This is a genomic window from Novilysobacter erysipheiresistens (assembly GCF_036663935.1).
GTDB classification, from domain to species: domain Bacteria; phylum Pseudomonadota; class Gammaproteobacteria; order Xanthomonadales; family Xanthomonadaceae; genus Novilysobacter; species Novilysobacter erysipheiresistens.
In genome coordinates this window covers 237,499-261,276 of the sequence record NZ_JAXGFP010000001.1, presented here as the reverse complement: position 1 = coordinate 261,276, position 23,778 = coordinate 237,499, and the positions used below count along the sequence as shown (strand labels likewise).

At 67.0% G+C, this 23,778-nt stretch carries 20 protein-coding genes and 1 tRNA gene; 14 read left to right on the top strand and 7 right to left on the bottom strand.

Annotated features, from left to right (window positions below):
- Positions 1-29 precede the first annotated feature (29 nt).
- Positions 30-116 (bottom strand) — tRNA-Leu (locus tag SNE34_RS01250).
- A 185-nt stretch (positions 117-301) separates the two neighbouring features.
- Here SNE34_RS01250 and rnk point away from each other — a divergent pair.
- From rnk to SNE34_RS01225, 5 genes are all read left to right on the top strand, one after another.
- Complete coding sequence (gene rnk / locus SNE34_RS01245) at positions 302-718, top strand: nucleoside diphosphate kinase regulator (RefSeq protein WP_332613948.1); 417 nt, start codon at positions 302-304, stop codon at positions 716-718.
- Between the two features lie 14 nt (positions 719-732).
- The gene (gene parC, locus SNE34_RS01240) at positions 733-2,976 is read left to right on the top strand and encodes a DNA topoisomerase IV subunit A (RefSeq protein ID WP_332613946.1); all 2,244 of its coding nucleotides are present in this window, start codon (positions 733-735) and stop codon (positions 2,974-2,976) included.
- A 5-nt stretch (positions 2,977-2,981) separates the two neighbouring features.
- Complete coding sequence (locus tag SNE34_RS01235) at positions 2,982-3,638, top strand: thiopurine S-methyltransferase (protein ID WP_332613944.1); 657 nt, start codon at positions 2,982-2,984, stop codon at positions 3,636-3,638.
- Positions 3,639-3,788: 150 nt separating this feature from the next.
- Positions 3,789-4,187 carry a hypothetical protein gene (locus SNE34_RS01230; protein WP_332613942.1) on the top strand — a complete coding sequence of 133 codons (399 nt, stop codon included), beginning with the start codon at positions 3,789-3,791 and terminating at the stop codon, positions 4,185-4,187.
- A 57-nt stretch (positions 4,188-4,244) separates the two neighbouring features.
- A complete protein-coding gene (locus tag SNE34_RS01225; RefSeq protein ID WP_332613940.1) occupies positions 4,245-4,784 on the top strand; it encodes a hypothetical protein in 540 nt (179 codons plus the stop codon).
- Positions 4,785-4,838: 54 nt separating this feature from the next.
- On the opposite strand, the gene asnB is transcribed toward SNE34_RS01225, so the two are convergent.
- On the bottom strand, positions 4,839-6,533 hold the full coding sequence (gene asnB / locus SNE34_RS01220) for an asparagine synthase B (protein WP_332613937.1): 1,695 nt from the start codon (positions 6,531-6,533) through the stop codon (positions 4,839-4,841).
- A gap of 362 nt (positions 6,534-6,895) precedes the next feature.
- On the opposite strand from asnB, the gene SNE34_RS01215 reads away from it, so the two are divergent.
- On the top strand, positions 6,896-9,214 hold the full coding sequence (locus tag SNE34_RS01215; RefSeq protein WP_332613935.1) for a M28 family peptidase: 2,319 nt from the start codon (positions 6,896-6,898) through the stop codon (positions 9,212-9,214).
- Between the two features lie 20 nt (positions 9,215-9,234).
- On the opposite strand, the gene dapE is transcribed toward SNE34_RS01215, so the two are convergent.
- The 5 genes from dapE to map form a co-directional block, all read right to left on the bottom strand.
- Positions 9,235-10,371 carry a succinyl-diaminopimelate desuccinylase gene (gene dapE, locus SNE34_RS01210; protein WP_332613934.1) on the bottom strand — a complete coding sequence of 379 codons (1,137 nt, stop codon included), beginning with the start codon at positions 10,369-10,371 and terminating at the stop codon, positions 9,235-9,237.
- Positions 10,372-10,554: 183 nt separating this feature from the next.
- Complete coding sequence (locus SNE34_RS01205; RefSeq protein WP_332613932.1) at positions 10,555-10,914, bottom strand: Spx/MgsR family RNA polymerase-binding regulatory protein; 360 nt, start codon at positions 10,912-10,914, stop codon at positions 10,555-10,557.
- 137 nt (positions 10,915-11,051) lie between these two features.
- Positions 11,052-11,969: a 2,3,4,5-tetrahydropyridine-2,6-dicarboxylate N-succinyltransferase gene (gene dapD, locus SNE34_RS01200; RefSeq protein WP_332613930.1), complete on the bottom strand. Its 918-nt coding sequence runs from the start codon at positions 11,967-11,969 to the stop codon at positions 11,052-11,054.
- Positions 11,966-14,620 (bottom strand): [protein-PII] uridylyltransferase, encoded by a 2,655-nt coding sequence (gene glnD / locus SNE34_RS01195; protein WP_332613929.1) that lies wholly within the window; start codon positions 14,618-14,620, stop codon positions 11,966-11,968. The genes dapD and glnD overlap by 4 nt, the downstream gene beginning before the upstream one ends.
- Positions 14,617-15,393 carry a type I methionyl aminopeptidase gene (map, locus tag SNE34_RS01190; protein WP_332613927.1) on the bottom strand — a complete coding sequence of 259 codons (777 nt, stop codon included), beginning with the start codon at positions 15,391-15,393 and terminating at the stop codon, positions 14,617-14,619. The genes glnD and map overlap by 4 nt, the downstream gene beginning before the upstream one ends.
- Before the next feature lie 306 nt (positions 15,394-15,699).
- On the opposite strand from map, the gene SNE34_RS01185 reads away from it, so the two are divergent.
- From SNE34_RS01185 to tsf, 8 genes are all read left to right on the top strand, one after another.
- Positions 15,700-16,218, top strand: coding sequence for a Csu type fimbrial protein (locus SNE34_RS01185; protein WP_332613925.1), 519 nt, complete (start codon positions 15,700-15,702; stop codon positions 16,216-16,218).
- Positions 16,219-16,331: 113 nt separating this feature from the next.
- Positions 16,332-16,850, top strand: coding sequence for a Csu type fimbrial protein (locus tag SNE34_RS01180; RefSeq protein ID WP_332613923.1), 519 nt, complete (start codon positions 16,332-16,334; stop codon positions 16,848-16,850).
- Between the two features lie 25 nt (positions 16,851-16,875).
- Entirely contained in the window at positions 16,876-17,622 is a 747-nt protein-coding gene (locus SNE34_RS01175; RefSeq protein ID WP_332613922.1) for a fimbrial biogenesis chaperone, read from the top strand.
- Positions 17,573-19,960: a fimbria/pilus outer membrane usher protein gene (locus SNE34_RS01170; RefSeq protein WP_332613920.1), complete on the top strand. Its 2,388-nt coding sequence runs from the start codon at positions 17,573-17,575 to the stop codon at positions 19,958-19,960. The genes SNE34_RS01175 and SNE34_RS01170 overlap by 50 nt, the downstream gene beginning before the upstream one ends.
- Positions 19,957-20,955, top strand: a complete 999-nt coding sequence (locus SNE34_RS01165) for a Csu type fimbrial protein (RefSeq protein WP_332613918.1) — start codon at positions 19,957-19,959, stop codon at positions 20,953-20,955. Before SNE34_RS01170 ends, SNE34_RS01165 begins: the two co-directional genes overlap by 4 nt.
- A gap of 222 nt (positions 20,956-21,177) precedes the next feature.
- Complete coding sequence (locus tag SNE34_RS01160) at positions 21,178-21,468, top strand: hypothetical protein (RefSeq protein ID WP_332613916.1); 291 nt, start codon at positions 21,178-21,180, stop codon at positions 21,466-21,468.
- A 303-nt stretch (positions 21,469-21,771) separates the two neighbouring features.
- Positions 21,772-22,626 (top strand): 30S ribosomal protein S2, encoded by an 855-nt coding sequence (gene rpsB / locus SNE34_RS01155; protein ID WP_332613914.1) that lies wholly within the window; start codon positions 21,772-21,774, stop codon positions 22,624-22,626.
- Between the two features lie 151 nt (positions 22,627-22,777).
- Entirely contained in the window at positions 22,778-23,647 is an 870-nt protein-coding gene (gene tsf, locus SNE34_RS01150) for a translation elongation factor Ts (RefSeq protein ID WP_332613912.1), read from the top strand.
- The last annotated feature ends 131 nt before the right edge of the window (positions 23,648-23,778 follow it).

The window sequence follows — 23,778 nt, the reverse complement described above, 5'->3', positions numbered from 1 at the left end:
CCCTGAAACCCTTACAGCGCGGCCTTGTTTGGTGCCCGGGAGAGGACTCGAACCTCCACGGAGTTGCCCCCGCTAGCACCTGAAGCTAGTGCGTCTACCAATTCCGCCACCCGGGCAAACCGCACGGCGAGCCATGCGGGCCGCGTATGTTGCGATGCGGCGCGATGGTTGTCAACACACTCTCGCGGGTTTTTTGCACTCTTGTTGCGCGACCGCTGCGACACTGGCGTCTGGAGTAGACTTGTCGATGTCCGCGGGCGGCGCATCGATGCGTCGCCCGTATCGCTTTGGAGCCCTACGCATGACCGCTTCGACCACCCCCACCCTGCTCCTGTCCCGCCTGGATTGCGACCGCATCGAGGCCCTGCTGGAGGACCCGCGCAACGCCGACATCGACACCTCCAAGCTGGAGGCGGAACTGGCGCGCGCACAGGTCCTCGAGCCGGGCCAGATGCCTGGCGACGTAATCACCATGAACTCGACCGCGCGCTTCCGCGACGAGGCCAGCGGCGACGAGCGCGAGATGACCCTGGTCTACCCGACCGGCGCCGACGGCAGCAACGACAAGGTCTCGATCCTCGCCCCCGTCGGCAGCGCCCTGCTCGGCCTGCGCGTCGGCGACACCATCGAATGGCCGGTCCCCAGCGGTCGCACGATCCGGCTGCGGGTGCTGTCGATCCGCTACCAGCCCGAAGCGGCCGGCGACCTGCATCGTTGAGCGGCGGCTGATCGATGACTGACAACGTACGTCCGGCCTTCCACGGCTTCGAACAGATCCCGCTGCGCGAATACGCCGAACGCGCCTACCTCGACTACTCGATGTACGTGGTGCTCGACCGCGCCCTGCCGTTCCTCGGCGACGGTTTGAAGCCGGTGCAGCGCCGGATCATCTACGCGATGAGCGAGCTGGGCCTCAACGCCACCGCCAAGCCGAAGAAGTCCGCGCGCACCATCGGCGACGTCATCGGCAAGTTCCATCCGCACGGCGATAGCGCCTGCTACGAGGCGATGGTGCTGATGGCACAGCCGTTCTCGTACCGCTACCCGCTGGTCGAGGGCCAGGGCAACTTCGGTTCCAGCGACGATCCCAAGTCGTTCGCGGCGATGCGCTACACCGAGTCGAAGCTGACCCCGATCGCCGAGGTCCTGCTGGGCGAGCTCGGCCAGGGCACGGTCGACTGGGACCCGAATTTCGACGGCACCCTCGAGGAGCCCTCGTGGATGCCGGCGCGCTTGCCGCACCTGCTGCTCAACGGCACCACCGGCATCGCGGTCGGCATGGCCACCGACGTGCCGCCGCACAACCTCAACGAGGTCGTCAGCGCCTGCCTGCGCCTGCTCGACGACCCTGACGCGACCACCCGCGACCTGTGCGAGCACGTGCTCGGCCCGGACTACCCGACCACCGCCGAGATCATCACCCCGCGCGCCGACCTGCTGGCGATGTACGACACCGGCCACGGCAGCGTCCGCGCCCGCGCGACCTGGGAGCGTGAAGCCGGCAACCTGGTCGTTACCGCGCTGCCGCACCAGGCGTCGCCGGGCAAGGTCATTGAGCAGATCGCCGTGCAGATGCGGGCCAAGAAGCTGCCGTGGCTGGAGGACATCCGCGACGAGTCCGACCACAGCAACCCGACCCGCATCGTGCTGATCCCGCGCAGCAACCGGGTCGATGCCGAGCAGCTGATGGGCCATCTGTTCGCGACCACGGACCTGGAGAAGAGCTTCCGGGTCAACTTCAACGTGATCGGCCTGGACGGGCGCCCGCAGGTCAAGAACCTCAAAGCGTTCCTGACCGAGTGGCTGCTGTTCCGCACCAACACCGTCACCCGCCGCCTGACCCACCGGCTGGAGAAGGTCGAGCGCCGCCTGCACCTGTTGGAAGGTCTGCTGGTCGCGTTCCTCAATCTCGACGAAGTGATCCGGATCATCCGCAGCGAGGACGAGCCCAAGCCCGTCCTGATGAAGCGCTTCAAGCTCGACGACGAGCAGACCGACTACATCCTCGAGACCAAGTTGCGCCAGCTCGCGCGCCTCGAAGAAATGAAAATCCGCGGCGAGCAGGCGGAGCTGGCCGCCGAGCGCGACAAGCTGATCGCGACGCTCGGCAGCAAGGCCAAGCTGAAGAAGCTGGTCAAGGACGAGCTGCAGGCCGACGCGAAGAAGTTCGGCGACGCCCGCCGCTCGCCGCTGGTCGCCCGCGGCGCCGCACAGGCATTGTCGGAAACCGATTTGACCCCGAGCGAACCGATGACCGTGGTGATCAGCGCCAAGGGCTGGGTACGCGCGGCCAAGGGCCATGACATCGACGCCGCAGCGCTGAGTTATCGCGAAGGCGACGAGCTGCTGGCGTCGGCGAAGTCGCGCAGCAACCAGCAGGTCGCGTTCCTCGATTCGACCGGGCGCAGCTACTCGACCATCGTCCACGGCCTGCCGTCGGCGCGTGGCAATGGCGAGCCGCTGACCGGGCGGTTCTCGCCGGCGCCGGGGGCGTCGTTCCAGGCGGTCGCGAGTGGCGACAACGACGCGCGCTTCGTGCTCGCGTCGAGCCACGGCTACGGTTACGTCACCCGCTTCGAGAACCTGACCAGCCGCAACAAGGCCGGCAAGGCGATGCTGTCGCTGACCCCGAATGCGAAGGTCGTGCAGCCGGCAGCGGTCGGCGACGTCGAGCAGGATCGCGTGGTGGTCGCCACCAGCGCCGGCCACGTGCTGGCGTTCCCGGTGGCCGAACTGCCGGAACTCGACAAGGGCAAGGGCAACAAGCTGATCGACATCCCCAAGGCCAAGCTCGGCACCGAGCAGGTGGTCGCGGTGGCAGTGGTGGCGCCGGGCGGCACGCTCAGCGTGAAGTCCGGCGCGCGCACGATGACGCTGTCGTGGAAGGACCTGGACGCCTACGTCGGGGCGCGGGCGACGCGGGGTGGGTTGCTGCCCCGGGGTTGGCAAAAGGTTGAAGGATTGAGCGTCGAGTAATCCCGATGCATCCCGATTACTGGCACGCCCGCTGGAACGACGGCCGCATCGGCTTCAACCAGCCCGACGGCAACCCGTTGCTGCAACGACACTGGTCGACACTCGGGTTGCCGACCGGCAGCCAGGTGTTCGTTCCTTTGGCCGGCAAATCCCCGGACCTCCTGTGGCTGGCCGCGCGAGGTCACCGCGTGCTGGCGGTGGAACTGTCGCCGCTGGCGGTCGAGCAGTTCTTTGCCGAGAACGTCATCGAGCCGACGGTGAGCCGTTCGCGCTATGGCGTGCATCATCGTGCCGGCGGGATCGAGATCATCTGCGGCGACGTGTTCGACCTCGATCGGGAAGCGCTGGCGGATTGCACCGCGTTCTACGACCGGGCCGCGTTGATCGCGCTGCCAGCGCCGTTGCGACAGCGCTACGCCGACGAGGTCTACGCCGCGCTTCCTGCAAGTTGTCGCGGCCTGCTGGTGTCGCTTGAATATCCGCCGACCGAACTCGACGGCCCGCCGTTCGCGGTCGATGAAATGCAGGTGCGGGCGTTGTACCAGCGCGACTGGTCGGTCGAGGTGCTGGAACGGCAGGACATCCTCGCCAGCCAGCCGGCGTTCCAGGTACAGGGACTGACCGCGATGCACAACGTCGCCTACCAGTTGCGGCGGCGCTGAGCCGCATCACGCCGGACGTCCCTCGCCACAGTACGCCGCTGTGCTAGATTTCTACCGCAACGACAAGCCTGATGGCGCGACATGGCTTCTGGGCCATCGAAGCATCAAGGATGACAACCAGCACTCTATTGCTGATACCAGGGAGAAGGTATGCAGACAGTTGCCCGGGACGCCGTACTGGCGCGCCCTTCCAATATCGACGAGCTCATCGCGATCATCCAGCAGGAGTTTCCGCGAGCCGGCATCCGGATCACCGGCAGAGCTCGTACGATCCGCCGACAGGCCGAACTCATGGCGCAACGGATTCGCGCGAACCGCCTGGAGTTCCTGAGAACCTACCGCCCTGCCTCGCACATTGCTGAGATGGATCAGTGGCTGCTTCGACATCCATCCGCCACCGCGCGGGAAACGGTGGACGAGTTTGAGCGACTGATCGAGCAGGCGCGCGCACGCGGGCACTGGTGTCCAACCACCTGTCCAATACCGCGAGAGACATCAGCTGGCCGATCGGTAGCCGCCAGCAACTCGATTCCATCGAAGCACGGATAAGCGAGCTTGGAGCCAGCGTATTGCGCGAACCGCATGCCGCCGGAGGGAGGCATTGGCATGTCGATTGGTAAGCAAATTCTTTACTGGACAACGATATGCACGGCGCTCCTTGCCATCGGCTGCCAGACCACTGGTGGGGCGATGCGCACGGCCACGCCTCCGACAGCAGCCTGGTGGTACGAGATTTCTTTCGAGCCGGTTTCAAATTCGGTCCACGGCATTGATGTGAGTCGGTTCGATCCCACTTGGGACCGCGCCAGCGCTCTGGATGCGAATGCGCTCGAAGGTCGAATTTCGCCTGAAGAACTCGCGCGTTATCTGGATTCTGAGTTGTCGCTCGCGCTGAAGAGCGACCTGGACGACGACGGGACGCCGGAAGACGTGTTCGTGGGAGTATTCAGCACACGCGACGGGGAACGTGGGCGCTTTGTCGACATCACCCGCAACGGGCAATTGCTCCAGCACTTTGCCCAGACTGGCCCCTCGGGTTTCAGCGCGCTCCTCGACTACGAAGACGGAGTCCGTTGGTACAAGTGCATGGAGTGCGACGAATTCGAGTTGATCGGATGGTCCGGCCAATCGTTCTTTCTCGAGTAGCCTGCTTGGCGTACGAATTCGTGGGCGAGGTGTTCGATACCCCGCAACCTGTCCTCACGCCAACGCTGCCTGATGCACCCCCGCCACCGCCCTGCCCGACGGGTCGGCTGCATTCGCAAACGCCGCATCCCAGGCGATCGCCGCCGGGGACGAGCAGGCGATCGATTTGCCGCCCGGCACTGTCTGGGCGCAGGCCTCGCCGGGGAATATCCGCTCGAAGATGCGCCGGTAGAAGTACGCCTCCTTGCTCTGCGGCGGGTTGACCGGGAACCGGCGGGCCGCGGCGGCGAACTCGCGATCACCGACGTGCGCCTCGGCATGGGCCTTGAGTCCGTCGATCCAGCCGTAACCGACGCCATCGCTGAACTGCTCCTTCTGTCGCCACAGGATCGAGTCCGGCAGGTAGCCGGCGAACGCTTCGCGCAGCACTGCTTTCTCGATCCGCAGTCGACCGTCGGCGCCGATGCCGACCATCTTGGCTGCGGCTTCCATGCACATCGCCACCTCGAGGAACTCGACATCGAGGAACGGCACACGCGCTTCCACGCCCCAGGCCATCATGGACTTGTTGGCGCGCAGGCAGTCGTAGTTGTGCAGGGCGTCGATCTTGCGTACCAGCTCCTCATGGAATGCACGTGCGTCGGGCGCCTTGTGGAAATACAGGTAACCGCCAAAGATCTCGTCGCTGCCCTCGCCCGACAGCACCATCTTGACCCCCATCGCCTTGATCCGCCGTGCCAGCAGGTACATCGGGGTGGAGGCGCGGATCGTCGTCACGTCGTAGGTCTCGACGTGGCGGATCACCTCGGGCAATGCGTCCAGCCCCTCCTCCAGGGTGTAGGTGAAGCCGTGGTGGACGGTGCCCAACGCCTCCGCGGCGACCTCGGCCGCAGCGAGGTCTGGCGAACCGTCCAGCCCGATCGCGAACGAATGCAGCCGTGGCCACCAGGCTTCGGCGCGGTCGTCCTCCTCGACCCGGCGGCGGGCGAACCGCGCCGCGCACGCCGCCACCAGTGACGAGTCCAGTCCGCCCGACAGCAGCACGCCATACGGGACGTCGCTCATGAGTTGCCGATGCACTGCGCGCTCGAACGCGTCGCGCAACTCCGCGGCCGATACCTCGACGCCCGTGGTCGCGTCGTAGTCTCGCCACGGTCGTTGGTAATACCCGGTCAGTTCGCCAGTCGCGCTGTCGTACCAGTGACCGGGCGGGAATTGCGCGACGTCGTTGCAGGTCCCGACCAGCGCCTTCATTTCCGAGGCGACGCACAATCGCCCCGCGCCATCGTGGCCCCAGTACAACGGCACCACCCCGACCGGGTCGCGTGCGATCAGGTAGCTCTGGCTGGCGCGATCCCACAACGCGAACGCGAAAATGCCATTGAGCCGCGACAGCCAGCCGCAAACGTCGCCATCCTGCCGGTAGAGCGCGTTGAGTACCTCGCAATCCGAACCGGTCTGGAATTCGTAGGGCTGCGGCAACCCTGCCTCGAGTTCACGATGGTTGTAGATCTCGCCGTTGACTGCCAGCACCAACTGGCCGTCCGCCGAACGAATGGGTTGCGAACCGCCCGCGGGGTCGACGATGGCAAGTCGCTCGTGGACCAGGATCGCGCCTTCATCGAGGTGCACCCCGCTCCAGTCAGGGCCGCGGTGGCGCTGGCGCTGGGACAGTTCCAACGCGTGGCGGCGCAGCGCGGAAACGTCGTCGCCCGGTTGCAGGCCGAAAATGCCGAGGATCGAACACATGAGGAAACTCCTGGGGATGGATGGCGACGGGTTGATGACGACACAAAAGAAAAGACCCGCACTTCGCAGTGCAGGCCTTGGAGAAACGATTGAGCGTTGGGTTGCGCGCTAATCGCCGGCCTGCGGGAGGCTGGCGTTGTTATTGCGGTTGTCGTCGGACGCAGCCACGGACACGTCGTAGGCGACGGCGGCGTTGGCTCGGGCGCTGGCGATGGCGTGGGACATGGACCGATCCTGCCGGACTGTCACGCCGCTCGCAAGCGGCCTCGTCCTGATCAACGCCAGCCCGGGCGCCAACCGGACACCCGCCTGGCAGCGCCCTGTTATCGTCTGGGCCGACATCGGATGGCGGGGAGCAGGCCGTGCAGCAGACACTGCGTAGCGACATCGGCAACGACGGACGTCCGGGCGACGGGGAGTCGCAGTTGCGGTCGAAACCGGTCCAGTCGGTCATCCTGATTGCGCTCCTCGCCCTGGCGGCGGTGCTGTCGCTGCGTGGCAACCGCCCACCCGATCCGCTCGGGCACGATGCGCCGACCGCGGTGTTCTCGGCCGCGCGCGCCCGCGACGTGCTGGCGCGGATCCTCGGCGACGGCCGGCCCCACCCCACCGGCAGCGCGGCGAATGCAGCGGTCCGCGACCGCGTCGTCGCCGAGTTTGACCGGCTCGGCCTTGATGCCGAGGTCCAGCGGCGCTTCGTCTGCGGCGCCTCGGTCTGCGCCACGATCGACAACATCGTCGCCCGCCTGCCCGGTGCCGACGGCACCCAGGCCACCGGCAGGAACGCGGTGCTGCTGTCGGCGCATTACGACTCGGTCGCCGCCGGCGCGGGGGCTTCCGACGACGGCGCCGGGGTCGCGACCCTGATCGAGGTCGCGCGCGCGCTCCAGGCCGGCCCGGCATTGCCGCGCGACGTGTGGCTGCTCGCCAACGACGGCGAGGAACTCGGCCTGCTCGGCGCCGAGGCATTCGTGCGCGAGCCGGAGTTCGCCAACGTCGGCAGCGTGGTCAACCTCGAGGCACGCGGCACCACCGGTGCCAGCCTGCTGATCGAGACCCAGCCCGGCAACGCCGCGGTCGTCGACGCGGTCGACCGTGCCTTGGACCGGCCAGGCGGAACCTCGCTGGATTACGAGATCTACAAGACCCTGCCCAACGACACCGACTTCACCGTCTATCGGCGCGAAGGCCGCAGCGGCGTCAACTTCGCCTGGGCGCAGGGCGCGGCGCGCTACCACACCCCGCTGGACGACCTCGCCCACCTCGATCCGGGCTCGCTGCAGCATCACGGCGACAACATGCTGGCGATGGTGCGCGAACTGGCGACCGCGCCGGCGCCGCTGCAACGTCCGCACGATGCAATCTTTTTCAGCCTGTTCGGTCGCGAGCTGGTGTCGTGGCCGGCGCCGTGGAACCCGGCCTTGTTGCTGCTGGGGCTGGCTGCATGGACGTTGCTGGTGGTGCGCCTGGTTCGCAGTGGGCAGACGCGGTTGCTGTCGTTGCTCGGCGCCAGTGTCGCCGCAGTTGCCGCGCTGGTACTGCTGGCGCTGCTGGGCTGGGCGATGCATGCGTTGCTGGGCGCGCTGGGGGCGACCCCGGCGGCCTGGACGGCGCAGGCGAGCAGCCTGGTGGCGACGTTCGTGCTGTTGGCGGTGGCCGTCTTCGCCGGATTGGCGCGACCGATGTCGCGCTGGTTCGGCGCGCCTGCGCTGGCGGCGGCCGCGTTGGTGCCGTTCGCGCTGATCGCCATCGCGGCGGTGCTGGCGATGCCAGGCGCCAGCCATTCCGGGTTGCTGCCGTTGATCGCCGGTGGCCTTGCCGGCCACCTGTGGCCACGGCGGCCGGCGTTGTGGGCCGGCATCGCCGCGATTGTCGCGGCGATGCTGTGGTTTCCCTACGTCATGGACAGCTACAGCGCGATCGGCCATCCGGGGTTGTCGGCCACATCGGTGCTGATGGGACTGGTACTGCTGCCGCTGTTGCTGGCGCTGTCCGACCTGGGTCGTGGCGCCACCGCCGTCGCCGTCGCCGCACTGGTCGGTACCGTGCTGTTTGCCGCGCTCGCAGTGATGCGCCCGGCGTTCGATGCCGACGTGCCGCGACCGCTCAACCTGGTCTATGCGGGTGTCGGCGACGATGCGCGGGTGTTCGCCAACACGTCCGGGCCGTTGCCCGAGGAATTCCTGCTCGATGCGGGCTTTGCCGCGACCACCGAATCAATGCTGCCGTGGTCGCCGCGAACGCGTCATCCGGGGCGCAGCGGTCCGCCACTCGCCCCGCCGGTCATCGAGGTGCTCGGCGACACCGTCCGCGATGGCCGCCGCCGCCTGCAGTTGCGCCTGCGTTCCAGCCGCGGCGCGACCGAGGGCGAACTGATACTGCCGGAAAGCGTGGACCTGGCCTCGGTCCGCGTCCAGGGAGAGGCCCTGGCCACGTCACGCCACTCGCGGTCTGGACCGTGGCGGTCGATCACCGTGGTCGGGTTGCCGACCGAGGGAGTGCTGGTCGAATTCGAAGTCGACCCCGCCGAGGCAATCACGCTTTACGGCGTCGACGCGTCCCCCGGCATTCCCGAATCATTGGTGGATGTGGTGCAAGCCCGCGACGCGATCGCCGTGCCGATCCACGGTGGCGACATCACGATGTCGTGGACCCGGTTGGAAATCGCGCCGGCGGAGTGATCCGTCGCACCGCCGCGAAGCTATCCGACCAAAAGTCGCTCGACCAGGGCGAGGTACAGGTCGGGCAACGCTTCCAGGTCGGCAATCGACACGTTCTCGTCGACCTGATGGATGCTCGCGTTGACCGGCCCGACCTCGATGCACTGCGCCCCCAACGGGGCGATGAAGCGCGCGTCCGAGGTGCCGCCGCCGGTGCTTTCTTCCGGTGCGCGACCGGCAAAGCGCGCCAGCACCTCGCGCGCCGCCGAGCGCAGTGGGCCTTCGGGGGTATGGAACGGCTCGCCACTACGGTGCCAGTCGATCGTGAAGTCCAGTCCATGGGCGCCGAGCATCGCCTCGCATTCGGCGATCAGGCGGTCGGCGTTCCAGTGCGGGTTGTAGCGCAGGTTGAACACCGTGCCCAGATCACCGGGGATCACGTTGCTGGCGCCGGTGCCGGCGTTGATGTTGCTGATTTGCAGGCTGGTCGGCGGGAAGCTCTCGTAGCCCTCGTCCCACTGCCGGGCGCTGAGTTCCGCCAGCGCCGGCAACACCTGGTGGATCGGGTTGCGCGCCTTGTCCGGATAGGCGACGTGGCCCTGCACGCCGCGCACGGTGAGGGTCGCGGTCAGGCTGCCGCGGCGACCCACGCGCAACAGGTCACCGAGTCGGGCGGTCGATGATGGCTCGCCGGTGATGCACCAGTCGAGTTGCTCGCCACGCTGGCGGAACCGCTCGGCGACCGCACGCACGCCGTCGATCGCATCGCCCTCCTCGTCCGAGGTCAACAGCAACGCCAACCGCCCGGCGTGGCCGGGATGGGCGGCGACGAAGCGCTCGGCGGCGACCACGAACGCCGCGACGCTGCCCTTCATGTCGGCGGCGCCACGGCCGTACAAAATTCCGTCGCGGATTTCGGGCGTGAACGGGTCGCTGGTCCAGGCCTCGCGCGGGCCGGTCGGCACCACGTCGGTGTGGCCGAGCAACACCAGGGTCGGCCCGTTGCTCGCATCGCCATGGGTCGCCCACAGGTTGTCGACTTCGCCGATCCGCAGGTGCTCGCAGGCGAAGCCCGCCGCGCGCAGGCGTTCGGCGATCAGCGCCTGGCAGCCGGCGTCGTCGGGGGTGACCGATGGGCGCGCGATGAGGTCACGGGTGAGCTGGAGGACATCGGACATGGCGGAAGGTTACCTGTCACTGTAGGAGCGGCTTCAGCCGCGAACCGGAATCGGTTTATCGACGCTGTTGTCGGATCGCCAGTCTCTACGTTGTCTTGGACTATGCAGTCGTGGCAATTCGTACGTTGGCGATGATGCACAGGTCGCGGCTGAAGCCGCTCCTACAACCGCCGGAATCCTGGATCACGCGATCCCGAAGCGCTGCTTGAAGCCGTTGTCGCTGAAGCGCTGGCTGACCTGGCCGTTGTCGGTGACCACCACCGGGCGGCGGATGAGTTGCGGGTACTCCTTCAGCAGCAGCTTCCACTCGGCGTCGGAGCCCGGCGATTTGCGATGGTCGGGCAGCTGCCGCCAGGTGGTCGAAGACTTGTTGATCATCTCGTCCCAGCCGCCAAGCTTGTCCTTCCAGTCGACCAGCGTCTCCGGCGACTGCCGCTGCTCGCGGTAGTCGACAAACTCATGCGCGACACCGAAGCGATCAAGCCACTTGCGCGCCTTCCTGCAGGTATCGCAGTTGTTCAAACCGTAGAGCGTCGTTGTCATGCATATCCCGAAAGTTTGGGGCGTGGGCGGGCATTGCCCCGGGCGACCTTCGGCGGCAAGGACGCCGCCGAAGAGCCTACATGGACGTACTGGCGGCGTGTCGCCCGGGGCAATGCCCGCCCACGCCGCTCGAAAGCCTAGTCCGCCAACCCGCGCAGCAAATCGTTGATGCTCGTCTTGGAGCGCGTCTTCGCATCGACCTGCTTGACGATCACCGCGCAATACAGCGAATGCGAGCCATCCTTCGCCGGCAACTGCCCCGACACCACCACGCTGTAAGGCGGCACCGAGCCGTAGCTGATCTCGCCGGTCGCGCGGTTGTAGACGCGGGTGCTCTGGCCGAGGAACACGCCCATGCCGATCACGCTGTGGTGGCCGACGACGAAGCCTTCGACGACCTCCGAGCGCGCGCCAATGAAGCAGTGGTCCTCGATGATGGTCGGGGTCGCCTGCAGCGGCTCCAACACGCCGCCGATGCCGGCGCCGCCGGACAGATGGCAATGCTTGCCGATCTGCGCGCAGGAACCGACCGTGGCCCAGGTGTCGACCATGGTGCCGGCGCCGACGTGCGCGCCGATGTTGACGAAGCTCGGCATCAGCACCACGTCCTTGCCGATGTGTGCGCCGCGGCGGACGATCGCGCCGGGCACCACGCGCGCGCCGAGCTTGCGGAACGCGCTCTCGTCGAACTCACCAAAGCGCGCCGGAATCTTGTCCCAGAACGGCGCCGGGTAGGACTCGATCACCTCCATGTCCTGGGTGCGGAAGTACAGCAGCACCGCCTTCTTGAGCCACTCGTTGACCGTCCAGCCGCCCTTGCCGTCGGGCTCGGCGACGCGGAACTCGCCGTCCTCGATGCCCTCGATCACCCGCTCGACCACCGGCCGGGTCGAGCCTTCCATCTCTTCCGGGGTCAGGGTGCTGCGGCGCTCGAACGCGCTTTCGATCATGAAGCGCAGTTCGTCGACGGCCGGCACGCTCGGCGCGGCCGCGGGCTTCTTGCCCGGCGCCTTTTTGGTCGTCGCCTTCTTGGCGGGCTTGCGGGTCGGGCTCATCGATTATCTCCTTCAAGGCAGGCGAGCAGCGCGGTGCCCAGCGCCTGCTGTCGTGTTTCGTCGAGTGGCTGGTCGCGGCCGTCGGTCTCGGCGGCGGTGATCTGGAATACGTCCTCGGCGCGCTCGCCGAACGTCGCGATGCGCGCGTCATGCACCCGCATCGACTGGTTGCGCAGCGTCTGGGCCACATCGGCCAGCAGACCCGGGCGATCGGTGCAGACCAGGCTCAAGGTGGTGCGCCCGCTGGTAGTGGCATCGAAGCCGATCTTCGGGGCGATGCGGAAGTGCCGCAGGTGCCGCGGCTGCGTTCGCCGCGCCGGCTTGATCCGGTCGAGTGGCCCGGCCAGCGCCTGCGCCAATTTGCGCTCGACTTCCTCGGCCGCCGGGGCGTGGCGGGTGTCGGCCGGGATCACCTCGAAAGTATCGAAGATCGTGTCGTGCGGACCGTCGAGTACGCGCGCCTGCTGGATTGCCAGGCCGCTGCGGTCGAGGGTGGCGACGATCGCGGCGAACAGGCCGTCGGCGTCGGGCGAATGCACGAACACCTCCAGCGCGCGGGCGTGGGCCGACACCGGACGCACCCGCACCCGGGTCTCGCCGACCGGGACACCACGCAGCGATGCCGCCTGCCACGCCAGCTGATCCGGTCGACCGCGCTGGAAACCCGCCTCCGGCATCCTTGCGAACAGGCCGTCGATTTCGTCCGCACCAATGCCGAGCGCGGCCAGCATCGCGTGAACCTTCTCGCGGGTTTCCGCGGCACGTTCGGTCGCCGCCAGCGGATGCTCCAGGCCACGCCGCAACGCCAGCCGGGTCGCGGTGTAGAGGTCGGCCATCAGCCGGTCCTTCCACGCGTTCCACAGCTTCGGCGAGGTGCCGGCAATGTCGGCGCAGGTCAGCAGGTACAGGTGGTCGAGGCGCTCGCGGTCGGTCACCGCGGTGGCGAAGCGGTGGATCACCTCGGGGTCGGCGATGTCCTGCTTCTGAGCGGTCATCGACATCAGCAGGTGCTTGCGCACCAGCCATTCGACCAGCGCGGTATCGGCCTCGGTCAGGCCCATCGTCTGGCAGAACTCGCGGGCGTCGTCGGCGCCGAGTTCGGAGTGGTCGCCGCCGCGGCCCTTGGCGATGTCGTGGAACAGGCCAGCCAGCAGCAGCAGTTCGGGCTTGCGCAGGCGCGGCCAGATCTCGTGGGCGAGCGCGAACCGCTCGTCGCGCTCGCCGGAGGCGAATGACGCCAGGTTCTTCAGCACCGCCAACGTGTGCTGGTCGACCGTGTAGACGTGGAACAGGTCGAACTGCATGCGTCCGGACACATGCGAGAACGCCGGAATCCAGCGGCCGAGCACGCCCAGCCGCGCCATCCGGGTCAGGCTGCGCACCGGCTGTTCGCCGCGCAGCAAGTGCATGAACTGCTGGCGCAGCGCGACGTCGGCGCTGGCGAAATCGGGGAACTGCGGCAGCGCCTCGGCCAGCGCGCGGGCGGTGTGGGAATGCAGACCGCGGGTCTCCCCGCGCAGCGCCCAGGTGCGGAACAACGCCAGCACCTCGGCCGGCGCGTGAGGCCACTCGGGGTCGCGCGCGGCGAGGTAGCCGCGGCGCAACTCGAACAGATCGTCCAACGGCTCCGGCTCGGCCTCGCCCTGCAGTTGCTCCTCGAAGCGTTGCAGCAGCCGTTCGCCGATCCGCAGCACCAGCGAGGCGCTGCGATAGAAGCCCTGCATCATCTGCTCGACCGCCAGGGTGCCGCCTTCGTCCTCGAAGCCGAGCCGCGCGGCCAGCGGCTTCTGGTAGTCGAAGCGCAGGCGCTCCTCGCGCTTGCCGGCGACCAGGTGCAGGCCGTAGCGCAACCGCGCCAGCGCGCGGCGCTCGCGCTCGATGGTCGCGACCTCGTCGGCGCCGAGCTGGCCGAACGCGACCAGCGATTCCATATCGGCGGTGCCGATGATCCGCAGCGCCATCCAGTGCAGGGTCTGCACGTCGCGCAAGCCGCCGGGGCCTTCCTTGAGATTGGGTTCGAGATTGTCGGCGGTGTCGCCGTAGCGCGCGTGGCGTTCGAACAGTTCCTCGCGCTTGGCCTCAAAGAACTCCTGCGGCGGCCACACCAGCCGCGGCGAGGCGGCGCCCTGCAACTCGCGGCGCTCATGCTCGTTGGCCGCCAGCGGTCGCGCCTCCAGCAACGCGGTCAACACCGTGATGTCGTCGACCGAAGCCTCGGTGCATTGATCCAGCGAACGCACCGCGTGGCCGACCGGCAGGCCCGAATCCCACAACACCGCGAAGAACCGTGCCAGTGCCTCGGCGTGGGCCTCCGACGCGGCCGGGTCGGCCATGACCAGCAGGTCGACATCCGATTGCGGGTACAACTCGCCGCGGCCGTAGCCGCCGACCGCGAACAGCGCCAGCTCGGCCTCCGGCGGCACGCAACGCTGCCACGCCGCCTGCACCAGCGCATCGACCGCGGCGGCACGTTCGGCCAGCAGGCGGTCGATGTCGGCATCGGCGTCGAAGCGGTCGGCGAAACCGGCGTCAGCCGCGGCCAGTTCCTCGCGCGCCCGCGCCGCCCAGGCGGCATCGTCCTGCCCGGGGCCCTGGCTCGCGACGCCGCCAGTCCCCGCCGGATGTCCATCGGCCGGGAACGGGTGGCTCATGGCTCGTTGTCGTCGCCCGGCAGCCGGGTCAGGATCTCGACCCCGTCCTCGGTCACCGCCACGGTGTGTTCCCACTGCGCGGAGAGCTTGCGGTCCTTGGTCACCACGGTCCAGCCATCCGGCAGCACCTTGGTATGCCGCCCGCCCTCGTTGATCATCGGCTCGATGGTGAAGGTCATGCCCGGCTTGAGCACCAAGCCCTGCCCGGCCTTGCCGTAGTGCAGCACCTGCGGCTCGTCGTGGTAGACCTTGCCGATGCCGTGGCCGCAGTACTCACGCACCACCGAGAAGCGCTCTGACTCGGCATAGGCCTGGATCGCCGCGCCGACGTCGCCGAGAGTCGCGCCGGGCTTGACTGCGCGGATGCCGCGGAACATCGCCTCGCGGGTCACGTCGACCAGCCGCTGCGCCATCACCGACGGAGTGCCGACGATGTACATGCGGCTGGTGTCGCCATGCCAGCCGTCCTTGATCACGGTGACGTCGATATTGACGATGTCGCCGTCCTTCAGGACCTTGGCCTCGCTGGGGATGCCGTGGCAGATGACGTTGTTGACCGAGGTGCAGACGGTCTTGGGGAAGCCCTTGTAGCCGACGTTGGCCGGGGTCGCCTGCTGCACGTTGACGATGTGGTCGTGACAGATGCGATCGAGCTCCTCGGTGGTCACGCCGGCCTTCACGTGGGGGGCGACGACCTGCAGGACCTCGGCGGCCAGGCGGCCGGCGACGCGCATTTTCTCGATGTCTTCGGGGGTTTTGATTTGGACAGCCATGCCGCGATTATCGCCTATTTCGGTATTTGCCTGAATGGAGCGGTTGCGGCGTGACCTTCGACCGACACGAGGATGAAGGTCACTCGAAGAACTTGATTGATGTCGCAGAATTCGCTCTTTACACTGTCGTCACCTGTCTGAATGTGACTCAACAGGTCATTTTTCGCCCTCAGTCAATTTTATGACTCCTGCCTGAGCCAATGGGCCGGCGCGCGGGGTCCATCGAAAAGTTGGCACGACGCTTGCGTCAGCGCTTGGCGACCCCTTCCTGCAATGCGCCTTTCGAGCGCCGGAGCCGATAGTCCAATGAACGTGTTCAAGACCAGCCTGCTTGCCACCGCCCTGATTGCCGCTGGCGCGGTCGCTCCGGCCAACGCAGCCGACAACATGAATTTCGACGTCACCATCTCGATCGACGAGTCCTGCGACGTGATCTCGACCGAAACCGTCGCCTTCGGCGTTCAGCTGGCCAGCGCCGGCACCGCCACCGCCCAGGGCGACGTCGCCGTCCAGTGCACCGTCGACACCGCCTACGAGCTGGCGCTGAACGCCGGCACCCATAGCGGCAACGACATCACCGCGCGCCAAATGCAGATCGATGCCGGCACCGCCACCATCGCCTACCAGCTGTACCAGGACAGCGCCAACAGCGACGTGTGGGGCGAGACCACCGGCATTGGCGGCAACACCGCCACCGGGATCGGCACGGGCTTCGGCGATGCGACGTTCAACCAGGTCCACACCGTGTATGCCGAGGCAACCATCATCGGCACCGAGCCGACCGGTGACTACAGCGACACCATCACCGCGACGGTGACGTTCTAATTGGGGATGGGCCAGGGCGGACGCCTTGTCCGCCACTGGTCCGGGGCGCATGGGTGCGCGCAACGCCGCCCATGTCGCTCGCTCCCGATTGTCTCGCCCGGTTCGCTGCAGCCATGAAAGTCCTCAAGTCGGCAATGTGCGTGGCGCTGATCGCCATCAGCACGCTGGCTTCGCCGGCACGGGCCGGGAGGCTGGAGACCCAGTTCGAGGTCTATCTCGACGTCGTCGCCAGCTGCAGTCTGGTCAGCGCCACCGACGTGGCCTTCGGCAGTCAGGTCGTGGCCCCCGGACAGCAATTGGAGGCGTTCGGCTCGCTGAAGGTCCGCTGCAACGTCCCGGTCGCCTACCAGATCACCCTGGACCAGGGCTTGCATGGCACTGGTGTCAACGACCGCAGGATGGCTGGTCCCGGCGGCGACACCATTGCCTACCAGCTCTACAGCGGCGACAGCGGCACCACCTCCTGCAACGATGCCGCCGGCGTCCAGTGGGGCAATGCCACCACCGGATGCATATATGGCGACAGCTACGCCGGCACCGAACAGGACATCCAGATCCACGGCAAGTTGACGATGGGCAACCCGCGCGCCGGCAGTTACAGCGACACCATCACCGCCACCATCACGTACTGACGACCACCCGGATTTCATCGACGCCATGTACCGCTTCAACCCGAAAACCTGGCCATCACTGGTCCTGATTGCCCTGCTCGGCCTGTGTGGTCCGACGCATGCGGCAAGCCTGCAGGTCGCGCCGACCTCGGTGGAACTGCAGGCCGGCGAAAACGGCGCGGCGGTGTGGTTGAGCAATACCGATCCCGACACCCCGGTGCGCGCCCAGGTCAGGTTGTTCCGCTGGACCCAACAGGACGGCGAGGACACGCTGGAGCCGACCCGCGACCTCGCGATCAGCCCACCACTGGTCGAACTGGCCGGCGGCGCGCGGCAACTGGTGCGGGTCATCCGCACTGGGCCACCACCGACCGGCGTCGAGGCCAGCTACCGGATCATCGTCGACGAAGTGCCCAGCGGCACGGCGGTCGAGCAGACCGGGCTGAAGTTCCTGCTGCGTTACTCGATCCCGGTGTTCGTGCTGCCGGCCGGGGGTCCGGCGATCGCCTACGACATCGCTCCCCGGCTCGAGCGCACCGGCGATGCGGCCTCCCTGGTGGTCGAGAACCGCGGACACCAGCATGCGCAACTGGCCGACCTCGCCTACATCGACGCCGACGGCAAGCGAGACGAATTGATGTCGGGCCTGGTCGGCTATGTGTTGCCGGGCCAGACGATGCGCTGGGCGCTGCCGGCGTCCGCGACCCGCTACGCCGACGGTGGCAGTTTCAAGGCACGGATCAATGGCGAAGCCGTCGAGCAAACGCTCGCGCTCGGCCCCGCGGCGCGTTGAGCCCCTGCTGCTGCTGGCCTGTTGCCTGCCGGCCCACGGCCTGGCGGCCGGGCTTTCCGTGCCTGCGTTGGGGCCGGCGCCCACGGCCGAGGCCGACCTGCCGCTGTATCTCGAAGTCGAGTTGAACCAGCAGGCGACCGGCCTGCTGCTGCCGTTCGTGTCCCGCGACGGCCGCCTGTTCGCACGCGCCGACACCCTCGCCAAGCTCGACTTCGAACTGCCCGATGCGCCACCGGGACAGTTGATCGCGCTCGACCAACTGCCCGGGGTGCAGGTGCGATACGACGCCGCGCTGCAGCGGGTCGCGATCACCGCACCGCTGTCGCAACTGGACCTCGAAACCACGGTGATCGCACCCGATCGCAACGAAGTGTTGCCGGCCACCAACTCGCCTGGCCTGTTGCTCAACTACGACCTCTATGCGAACCACGGCCAGCGCTCCAGCAACGTCACCGCGTACGCCGAGTTGCGCGCGTTCGGCGGCCACAGCGGCGTGTTCAGCACCACCGCGGTCACTCGCGCGTTCCGCAGCGACGCAAGCGAGCAATGGCAGGGCGACAGCGTCCGTCTCGATTCCAGTTGGGAGTGGTCGTTTCCGGAGTCGATGTTCAGCCTGAGCCTCGGCGACACCACCAGCGGCAACCTCGGCTGGACCCGCGCGGTCCGTGTCGGCGGCATCCGCATCGGCCGTGACTTCGGCCTGCAGCCCTACCGCGTGACCACCCCGCTGCCGGCATTCCTCGGCGAAGTGGCGGTGCCATCGGCGCTGGAGTTGTATGTCAACGGCGTCAAGCAGTACTCCGGCGAAGTGCCGGTCGGGCCGTTCCAGCTGATCTCGCAGCCCGGCATCAATGGTGCCGGCAATGCGCAACTGGTCATCACCGATGCGTTCGGCGCAGTACGCACGCTGAGCTTTCCGTTCTACGCCAGCCAGAACCTGCTCGCCGACGGCCTGTCGGACTGGTCGCTGACCGCCGGCCTGATCCGCGAGGACTACGGCCTGCGCTCGTTCTCCTACGACAACCGCCCGGTCACCAGCGGCGAGTTCCGCTACGGCGTCGCCGATGCGTTCACCATCGAAGCCCACGGCGAGGCCGGCGGCGGCCTGCGCAATGGCGGCGTCGGCGCGGTGTGGTCGCTGGGCCAGGCCGGCATCGTCAGCGCGTCCTACGCCGGCAGCGACCTGGACGACCAGGACGGCGGCCTGACCGCGCTGGCCTACAGCTGGAACAACTCGCGCTTCAACCTCTCGCTGAGCACCCAGCGCACCCACGACGACTATCGCGACATCGCCTCCGGTTACGGCCAGGCGCCGGCACGGGCGAGCGACCGCGCCCTGGTCGGCTGGAACTCGGAGCAACTGGGCAGCTTCGGCGCCAGCTACCTGCGCCTGAAGTACCCCGAAAGCGAGGCCAGCCGCTACGCCAGCGCCTACTGGAACCGCAACTTCGGCCGCAACCTGGCGCTCAACTTAAGCATCAACCAGAACCTTGACGACAACGACGACCGCAGCCTGTATCTCGGCATCTCGGTCAACCTCGGCGACCGTCGCGCGCTCAATACATCACTGCAGCGCAATGCCGGCCGCGACAGCGCCAACGTCGACATCAGCCAGTCGGTGCCGACCGTCGGCGGTCTCAGCTGGCGGTTGCGCGCCAGCCACGCCGATGGCGGCGGCACGAGCGGACTGGCCGAAGCCGGCTGGCTCGGCGAACACGGCCGGGTCAACGGCGGCGTCGCCGGTTCGTCGGGCGATTGGTACGGTTACGCCGGTGCGAACGGCGGCCTGGTCCTGATGAGTGGCGACCTGTTTGCCTCGCGCAGCGTCAACGACGCATTTGCAGTGGTCTCCACCGGCGACATTGCCGGCGTGCCGGTCAAACTGGAGAACCGCCTGATCGGCACCACCAATGACAACGGCCTGCTGCTGGTCACCCCGCTCAACGCCTGGCAACGCAACCGGCTGGCGATCGACCCGATGGACCTGCCGGCCAACATGCGCCTTGGCCAAGTGGAGATGTTCGCGGTACCCAGCGACCGAGCCGGCACCGAAGTAGAGTTCGACGTGCAGCCGGTACGCGCGGCGGTTGTCGTGCTGCACGATGCCGCCGGCACTCCGCTCGTCGCCGGAAGCAGCGCTGCACTGAGAGGAAAACCTGCGTCCATGACGTTCGTCGGCTACGACGGGGAGGTCTACCTTGATGCGCTCGACAGCCACAACACTTTGCAAGTCTCAACTGCCGGCGGCACTTGCCGAGTCAGTTTCGACTACCCCGCCAGCACGGCGCCGATCCCGCGAATCGGTCCGCTGACCTGCACTCCAGAGGGCTCGCCATGAATTGGCTGCGCTACGTATTTGTTCTTGCGCTCAGCGCAACAACACTCGCAAGTTTTCCGGCTGCCGCGAACACCACATGCTGGGTCGAGGCCACCGCGCTGAACTTCAACTCTGCCAACCCGAGCGGCGCGACTACCGCCACAATCAGCTACGAGTGCCTGACTTTTTCCCAGACGGGTGACGAGGTGGCGGTCGCCATGTGTCTCGCCATTGGACCCGGCTCTCCTCCCGGTACCGTCCTCGAACGCCAGATGAGCAATGCGTTCGCCGACCCGCTGCCCTTCCAGATCTACAAGGACCCCAGCCACAATCAGGTCTGGGGCGATTCTCCGGCGCCCCCCAGCCACCTTGAGCACCATGTGCCTCCCTACACCGTGACCAATTTTCTTGGGTTTGGCGTGGGATACACCAGGGGCGAAGTAAACGTGTATGGCGAACTGTCTCTTCTTCCGGATACCGCTGCCGGGGACTACCGCAGCTCCTTGAACGCTCGAATGACCTACAGCTACCGCGAGTCGAAGAACAACCCCAATGCACCCAAGTGCGACCAGGGCAACAATTCAACCACCGAGGTATTCCAGTTCGAAGCAATCAGAACCGTTCGCCCCAGTTGCACCGTCGTCACTGCCAGCGACATGAACTTCAGCCCAGGCGGCATGCCATTGTCGGGTACCCGCACTGGCGACCTCACCAGCACCTCGACCATCGACCTGACCTGTACCAAACGCACCGCTTGGCAAGTGGGGCTCGACGACGGACAGAACCCGGTTGGGGGTGCCCGGCAAATGTGCAACTCCGGCGGCGCCTGCATTGCCTACCAGTTGAACCAGCCCGATGGCGCCACTCCATGGGGCGACGAGCTCGACGTCGATACAGTGGACGGCATCAGCGTCGGCACCCAGCAAACCCTGACCGTGAACGGCAGGGTAAACGACCAGCCACTGACCCAGGCCGGCCGCTACAGCGACACGGTCAAGGTCATCCTTACGTATTGACTCGAAGGCCACGCAGGGAAAGAAAAATCGTGACGAAAGTCCGATTCGCCCCGCCATTGCCCGTGACGGACATCACAACTTTGCAACAGCAACCGGAATAGTTTGGTGGCGTGACCGTTTCCGGCTCAACTTTTCGAGAAGCCGGCCGACACATTGACTGACCCGCCTCGCTGCATTGCGGCAGGCGCACGGGAGCAGTTGATGCACGCATGCGGAAAAGCGTTGGCTTTCGCCCTGCTCGGCACGGCAGTTGCCTTTCCTATTGCCGCGAAAAGCGCATCGCTCCACATCGGCATCACCATCGTGGAAGCCTGCGACGTGCGGACGCGGGAGTTCGCCTCCAGCCACCCGGGCGATCCGGTGGAAGCCAAATGCTCGTCCGATACCCCTTATAGCGTCGCGGTGGAGAGCCATCCTGCGCATGGCGATGGCCGTCCCCTACCCGCGATCGTGCCGGACGACGGCAGCGCCGTTGCACCGCCGGGATACCGGATCGCCACGTTCACGCTCTAAGCCTTCCCGGGCACCGCAGGGCTACCCCGGGACGCAGTCACCTTGCCCGGCTTGCCAGTTCCGCGTAGACTTCCCCGGCTGTGCTGGCCTTGCGCCTTCACGCCGCCCACGTCGGGCGTCACCGACGAATACACACCTGCTGCCACAGCCCGTGCCGGGGTGCCCTGAAATCCTTTCGGATCAAGGGTTCGGCCACGGAAGCAGCAGGGAGGCCCAACCCCGGAATCCGCGCCCTGGCTCACGCCTGGGCAGCCGCCACACCTGTTCCGGCGGCCAGGGTTCCACTGCCTGGAGTTGCAAGCAATGTCCCAAGTCACCATGCGCCAGATGCTGGAAGCCGGCGTCCACTTCGGCCACCAGACCCGTTACTGGAACCCGAAGATGGGCCCGTACATCTTCGGCGCCCGCGGCAAGATCCACATCATCAACCTCGAGAAGACCGTTCCGCTGTTCAACGACGCGATGAACTTCCTCTCGGGCATCGCCCAGAAGCGCGGCATGATCCTGTTCCTCGGCACCAAGCGCAACGCGCGCGAGTCGATCAAGGAAGAGGCCGAGCGTTGCGGCATGCCGTACATGACCCAGCGCTGGCTCGGCGGCACCCTGACCAACTTCGCCACGGTGAAGAAGTCGGTGGCGCGCCTGAAGGAGCTGGAAGCGGCCGAGACCGACGGCACCTTCGAGAAGCTGGTCAAGCACGAAGTGCTGGGCCTGCGCCGTGAGCGCGACAAGAAGCTCGCCTCGCTGGGCGGCATCAAGGAAATGAACCGCCTGCCCGACGCGCTGTTCGTGATCGACATCGGCCACGAGGACATCGCGATCAAGGAAGCCAAGAAGCTTGGCATCCCGGTGGTGGCCGTGGTCGACACCAACTACGACCCGGCGCTGGTCGACTACCCGATCCCGGGCAACGACGACGCCATCCGCGCCGTGCAGTTGTACGCCCGTGCCGCCGCCGACGCCGTGCTGGAAGGCAAGGCCGCCGCGCCGCAGGCCGCCAGCGTCCGCGAGGAAGACTTCGCCGAAGGTGGCAACGACAAGGCTCCGCGCCGCGCGCCGGCCAAGAAGGCCGCCGCCAAGAAGGACGAGGCCAAGGCTGACGAGGCCAAGGCCGAAGCCAAGCCGGCCGACGCCGCCGAAGCTCCGGCCGCCGAGTAAGACCGCTGTCATGCGGCCGCGCCAAGCTGCGCGGCCGCATCTACTTTTTTTGTAGGAGCGACGTAAGTCGCGACCCGCCGAACGCCCGACGCCCTGTGCGATCGCGACTTACGTCGCTCCTACAACACCACGCATATCGAGGTACCAACCCATGGCAGAAATCACCGCCTCCCTGGTCAAGGAACTGCGCGAGCGCACCGGCGCCGGCATGATGGAGTGCAAGAAGGCGCTCGTCGAGAACAACGGCGACGTCGAAGTCGCCGCCGAATGGCTGCGCAAGCAGGGTCTGGCCAAGGCCGACAAGAAGGCCAGCCGCGTCGCCGCCGAGGGCCGCATCGCAGCCGCCCATGCCGACGGCAAGGCCGTGCTGGTCGAGATCAACTCCGAGACCGACTTCGTCGCCAAGGACGAGAACTTCATTGCCTTCACCGAGGCCGTGGGACAGGCCGCGCTGGCCGCCGCCGACGTCGAGGCACTGAAGGCCACCAAGCTCCCCGCCGGCGAGACCGTCGAGGAAACCCGCGCCGTGCTGATCGCCAAGGTCGGCGAGAACGTGCAGGTCCGTCGCATGGTCCGCATCGACAGCGCCAACACCCTGGCCGCGTACGTCCACGGCGGCCGGATCGGCGTGCTGGTCGAGCTCAAGGGCGGCAACGACGAACTGGCCCGCGGCCTGGCGATGCACGTCGCCGCGATGAACCCGCCGTACATCTCGCCGGCCCACGTCCCGGCCGACTTCGTCGCCAAGGAAAAGGAAATTGCCTTGGCCCAGGTCAAAGACACCGGCAAGCCGCCGGAGATCCTCGAGAAGATGATATCGGGCAAGGTCGCCAAGACCGTCAACGAGCTGTGCCTGACCGGCCAGCCGTACGTGCTGGACACCAACCAGACCGTCGAGCAGGCCCTGAAGGCCGCCGGCGCCGAGGTTGTCAACTTCGTCCGCCTCGCCGTTGGCGAAGGCATCGAGAAGCAGACCGACGACTTCCACGCCGAAGTGATGAAGCAGGCCGGGCTGGCGTAAGCCGGACCGCCACTGCTGACACGAAGAAGCCGCGGAAATCGCGGCTTTTTCATGTCTTGAGCGCCAGCAAACGCTGGCACCCAAGATTGGCTGGAAGGCCGGCACGCAAATAAAATTCGGCCGCCTCGTGA

Bases quoted from the DNA above. Each gene is read 5' to 3' on its own strand.
- SNE34_RS01225 (WP_332613940.1), top strand. From the start codon at position 4,245: ATGTCGATTGGTAAGCAAATTCTTTACTGGACAACGATATGCACGGCG.
- SNE34_RS01235 (WP_332613944.1), top strand. From the start codon at position 2,982: ATGCATCCCGATTACTGGCACGCCCGCTGGAACGACGGCCGCATCGGC.
- dapE (WP_332613934.1), bottom strand. From the start codon at position 10,371: ATGTCCGATGTCCTCCAGCTCACCCGTGACCTCATCGCGCGCCCATCG.
- SNE34_RS01205 (WP_332613932.1), bottom strand. From the start codon at position 10,914: ATGACAACGACGCTCTACGGTTTGAACAACTGCGATACCTGCAGGAAG.
- rpsB (WP_332613914.1), top strand. From the start codon at position 21,772: ATGTCCCAAGTCACCATGCGCCAGATGCTGGAAGCCGGCGTCCACTTC.
- asnB (WP_332613937.1), bottom strand. From the start codon at position 6,533: ATGTGTTCGATCCTCGGCATTTTCGGCCTGCAACCGGGCGACGACGTT.
- tsf (WP_332613912.1), top strand. From the start codon at position 22,778: ATGGCAGAAATCACCGCCTCCCTGGTCAAGGAACTGCGCGAGCGCACC.
- SNE34_RS01175 (WP_332613922.1), top strand. From the start codon at position 16,876: ATGTACCGCTTCAACCCGAAAACCTGGCCATCACTGGTCCTGATTGCC.
- rnk (WP_332613948.1), top strand. From the start codon at position 302: ATGACCGCTTCGACCACCCCCACCCTGCTCCTGTCCCGCCTGGATTGC.
- glnD (WP_332613929.1), bottom strand. From the start codon at position 14,620: ATGAGCCACCCGTTCCCGGCCGATGGACATCCGGCGGGGACTGGCGGC.
- SNE34_RS01165 (WP_332613918.1), top strand. From the start codon at position 19,957: ATGAATTGGCTGCGCTACGTATTTGTTCTTGCGCTCAGCGCAACAACA.
- map (WP_332613927.1), bottom strand. From the start codon at position 15,393: ATGGCTGTCCAAATCAAAACCCCCGAAGACATCGAGAAAATGCGCGTC.
- dapD (WP_332613930.1), bottom strand. From the start codon at position 11,969: ATGAGCCCGACCCGCAAGCCCGCCAAGAAGGCGACGACCAAAAAGGCG.
- SNE34_RS01180 (WP_332613923.1), top strand. From the start codon at position 16,332: ATGAAAGTCCTCAAGTCGGCAATGTGCGTGGCGCTGATCGCCATCAGC.
- SNE34_RS01185 (WP_332613925.1), top strand. From the start codon at position 15,700: ATGAACGTGTTCAAGACCAGCCTGCTTGCCACCGCCCTGATTGCCGCT.
- SNE34_RS01230 (WP_332613942.1), top strand. From the start codon at position 3,789: ATGCAGACAGTTGCCCGGGACGCCGTACTGGCGCGCCCTTCCAATATC.
- SNE34_RS01170 (WP_332613920.1), top strand. From the start codon at position 17,573: ATGGCGAAGCCGTCGAGCAAACGCTCGCGCTCGGCCCCGCGGCGCGTT.
- parC (WP_332613946.1), top strand. From the start codon at position 733: ATGACTGACAACGTACGTCCGGCCTTCCACGGCTTCGAACAGATCCCG.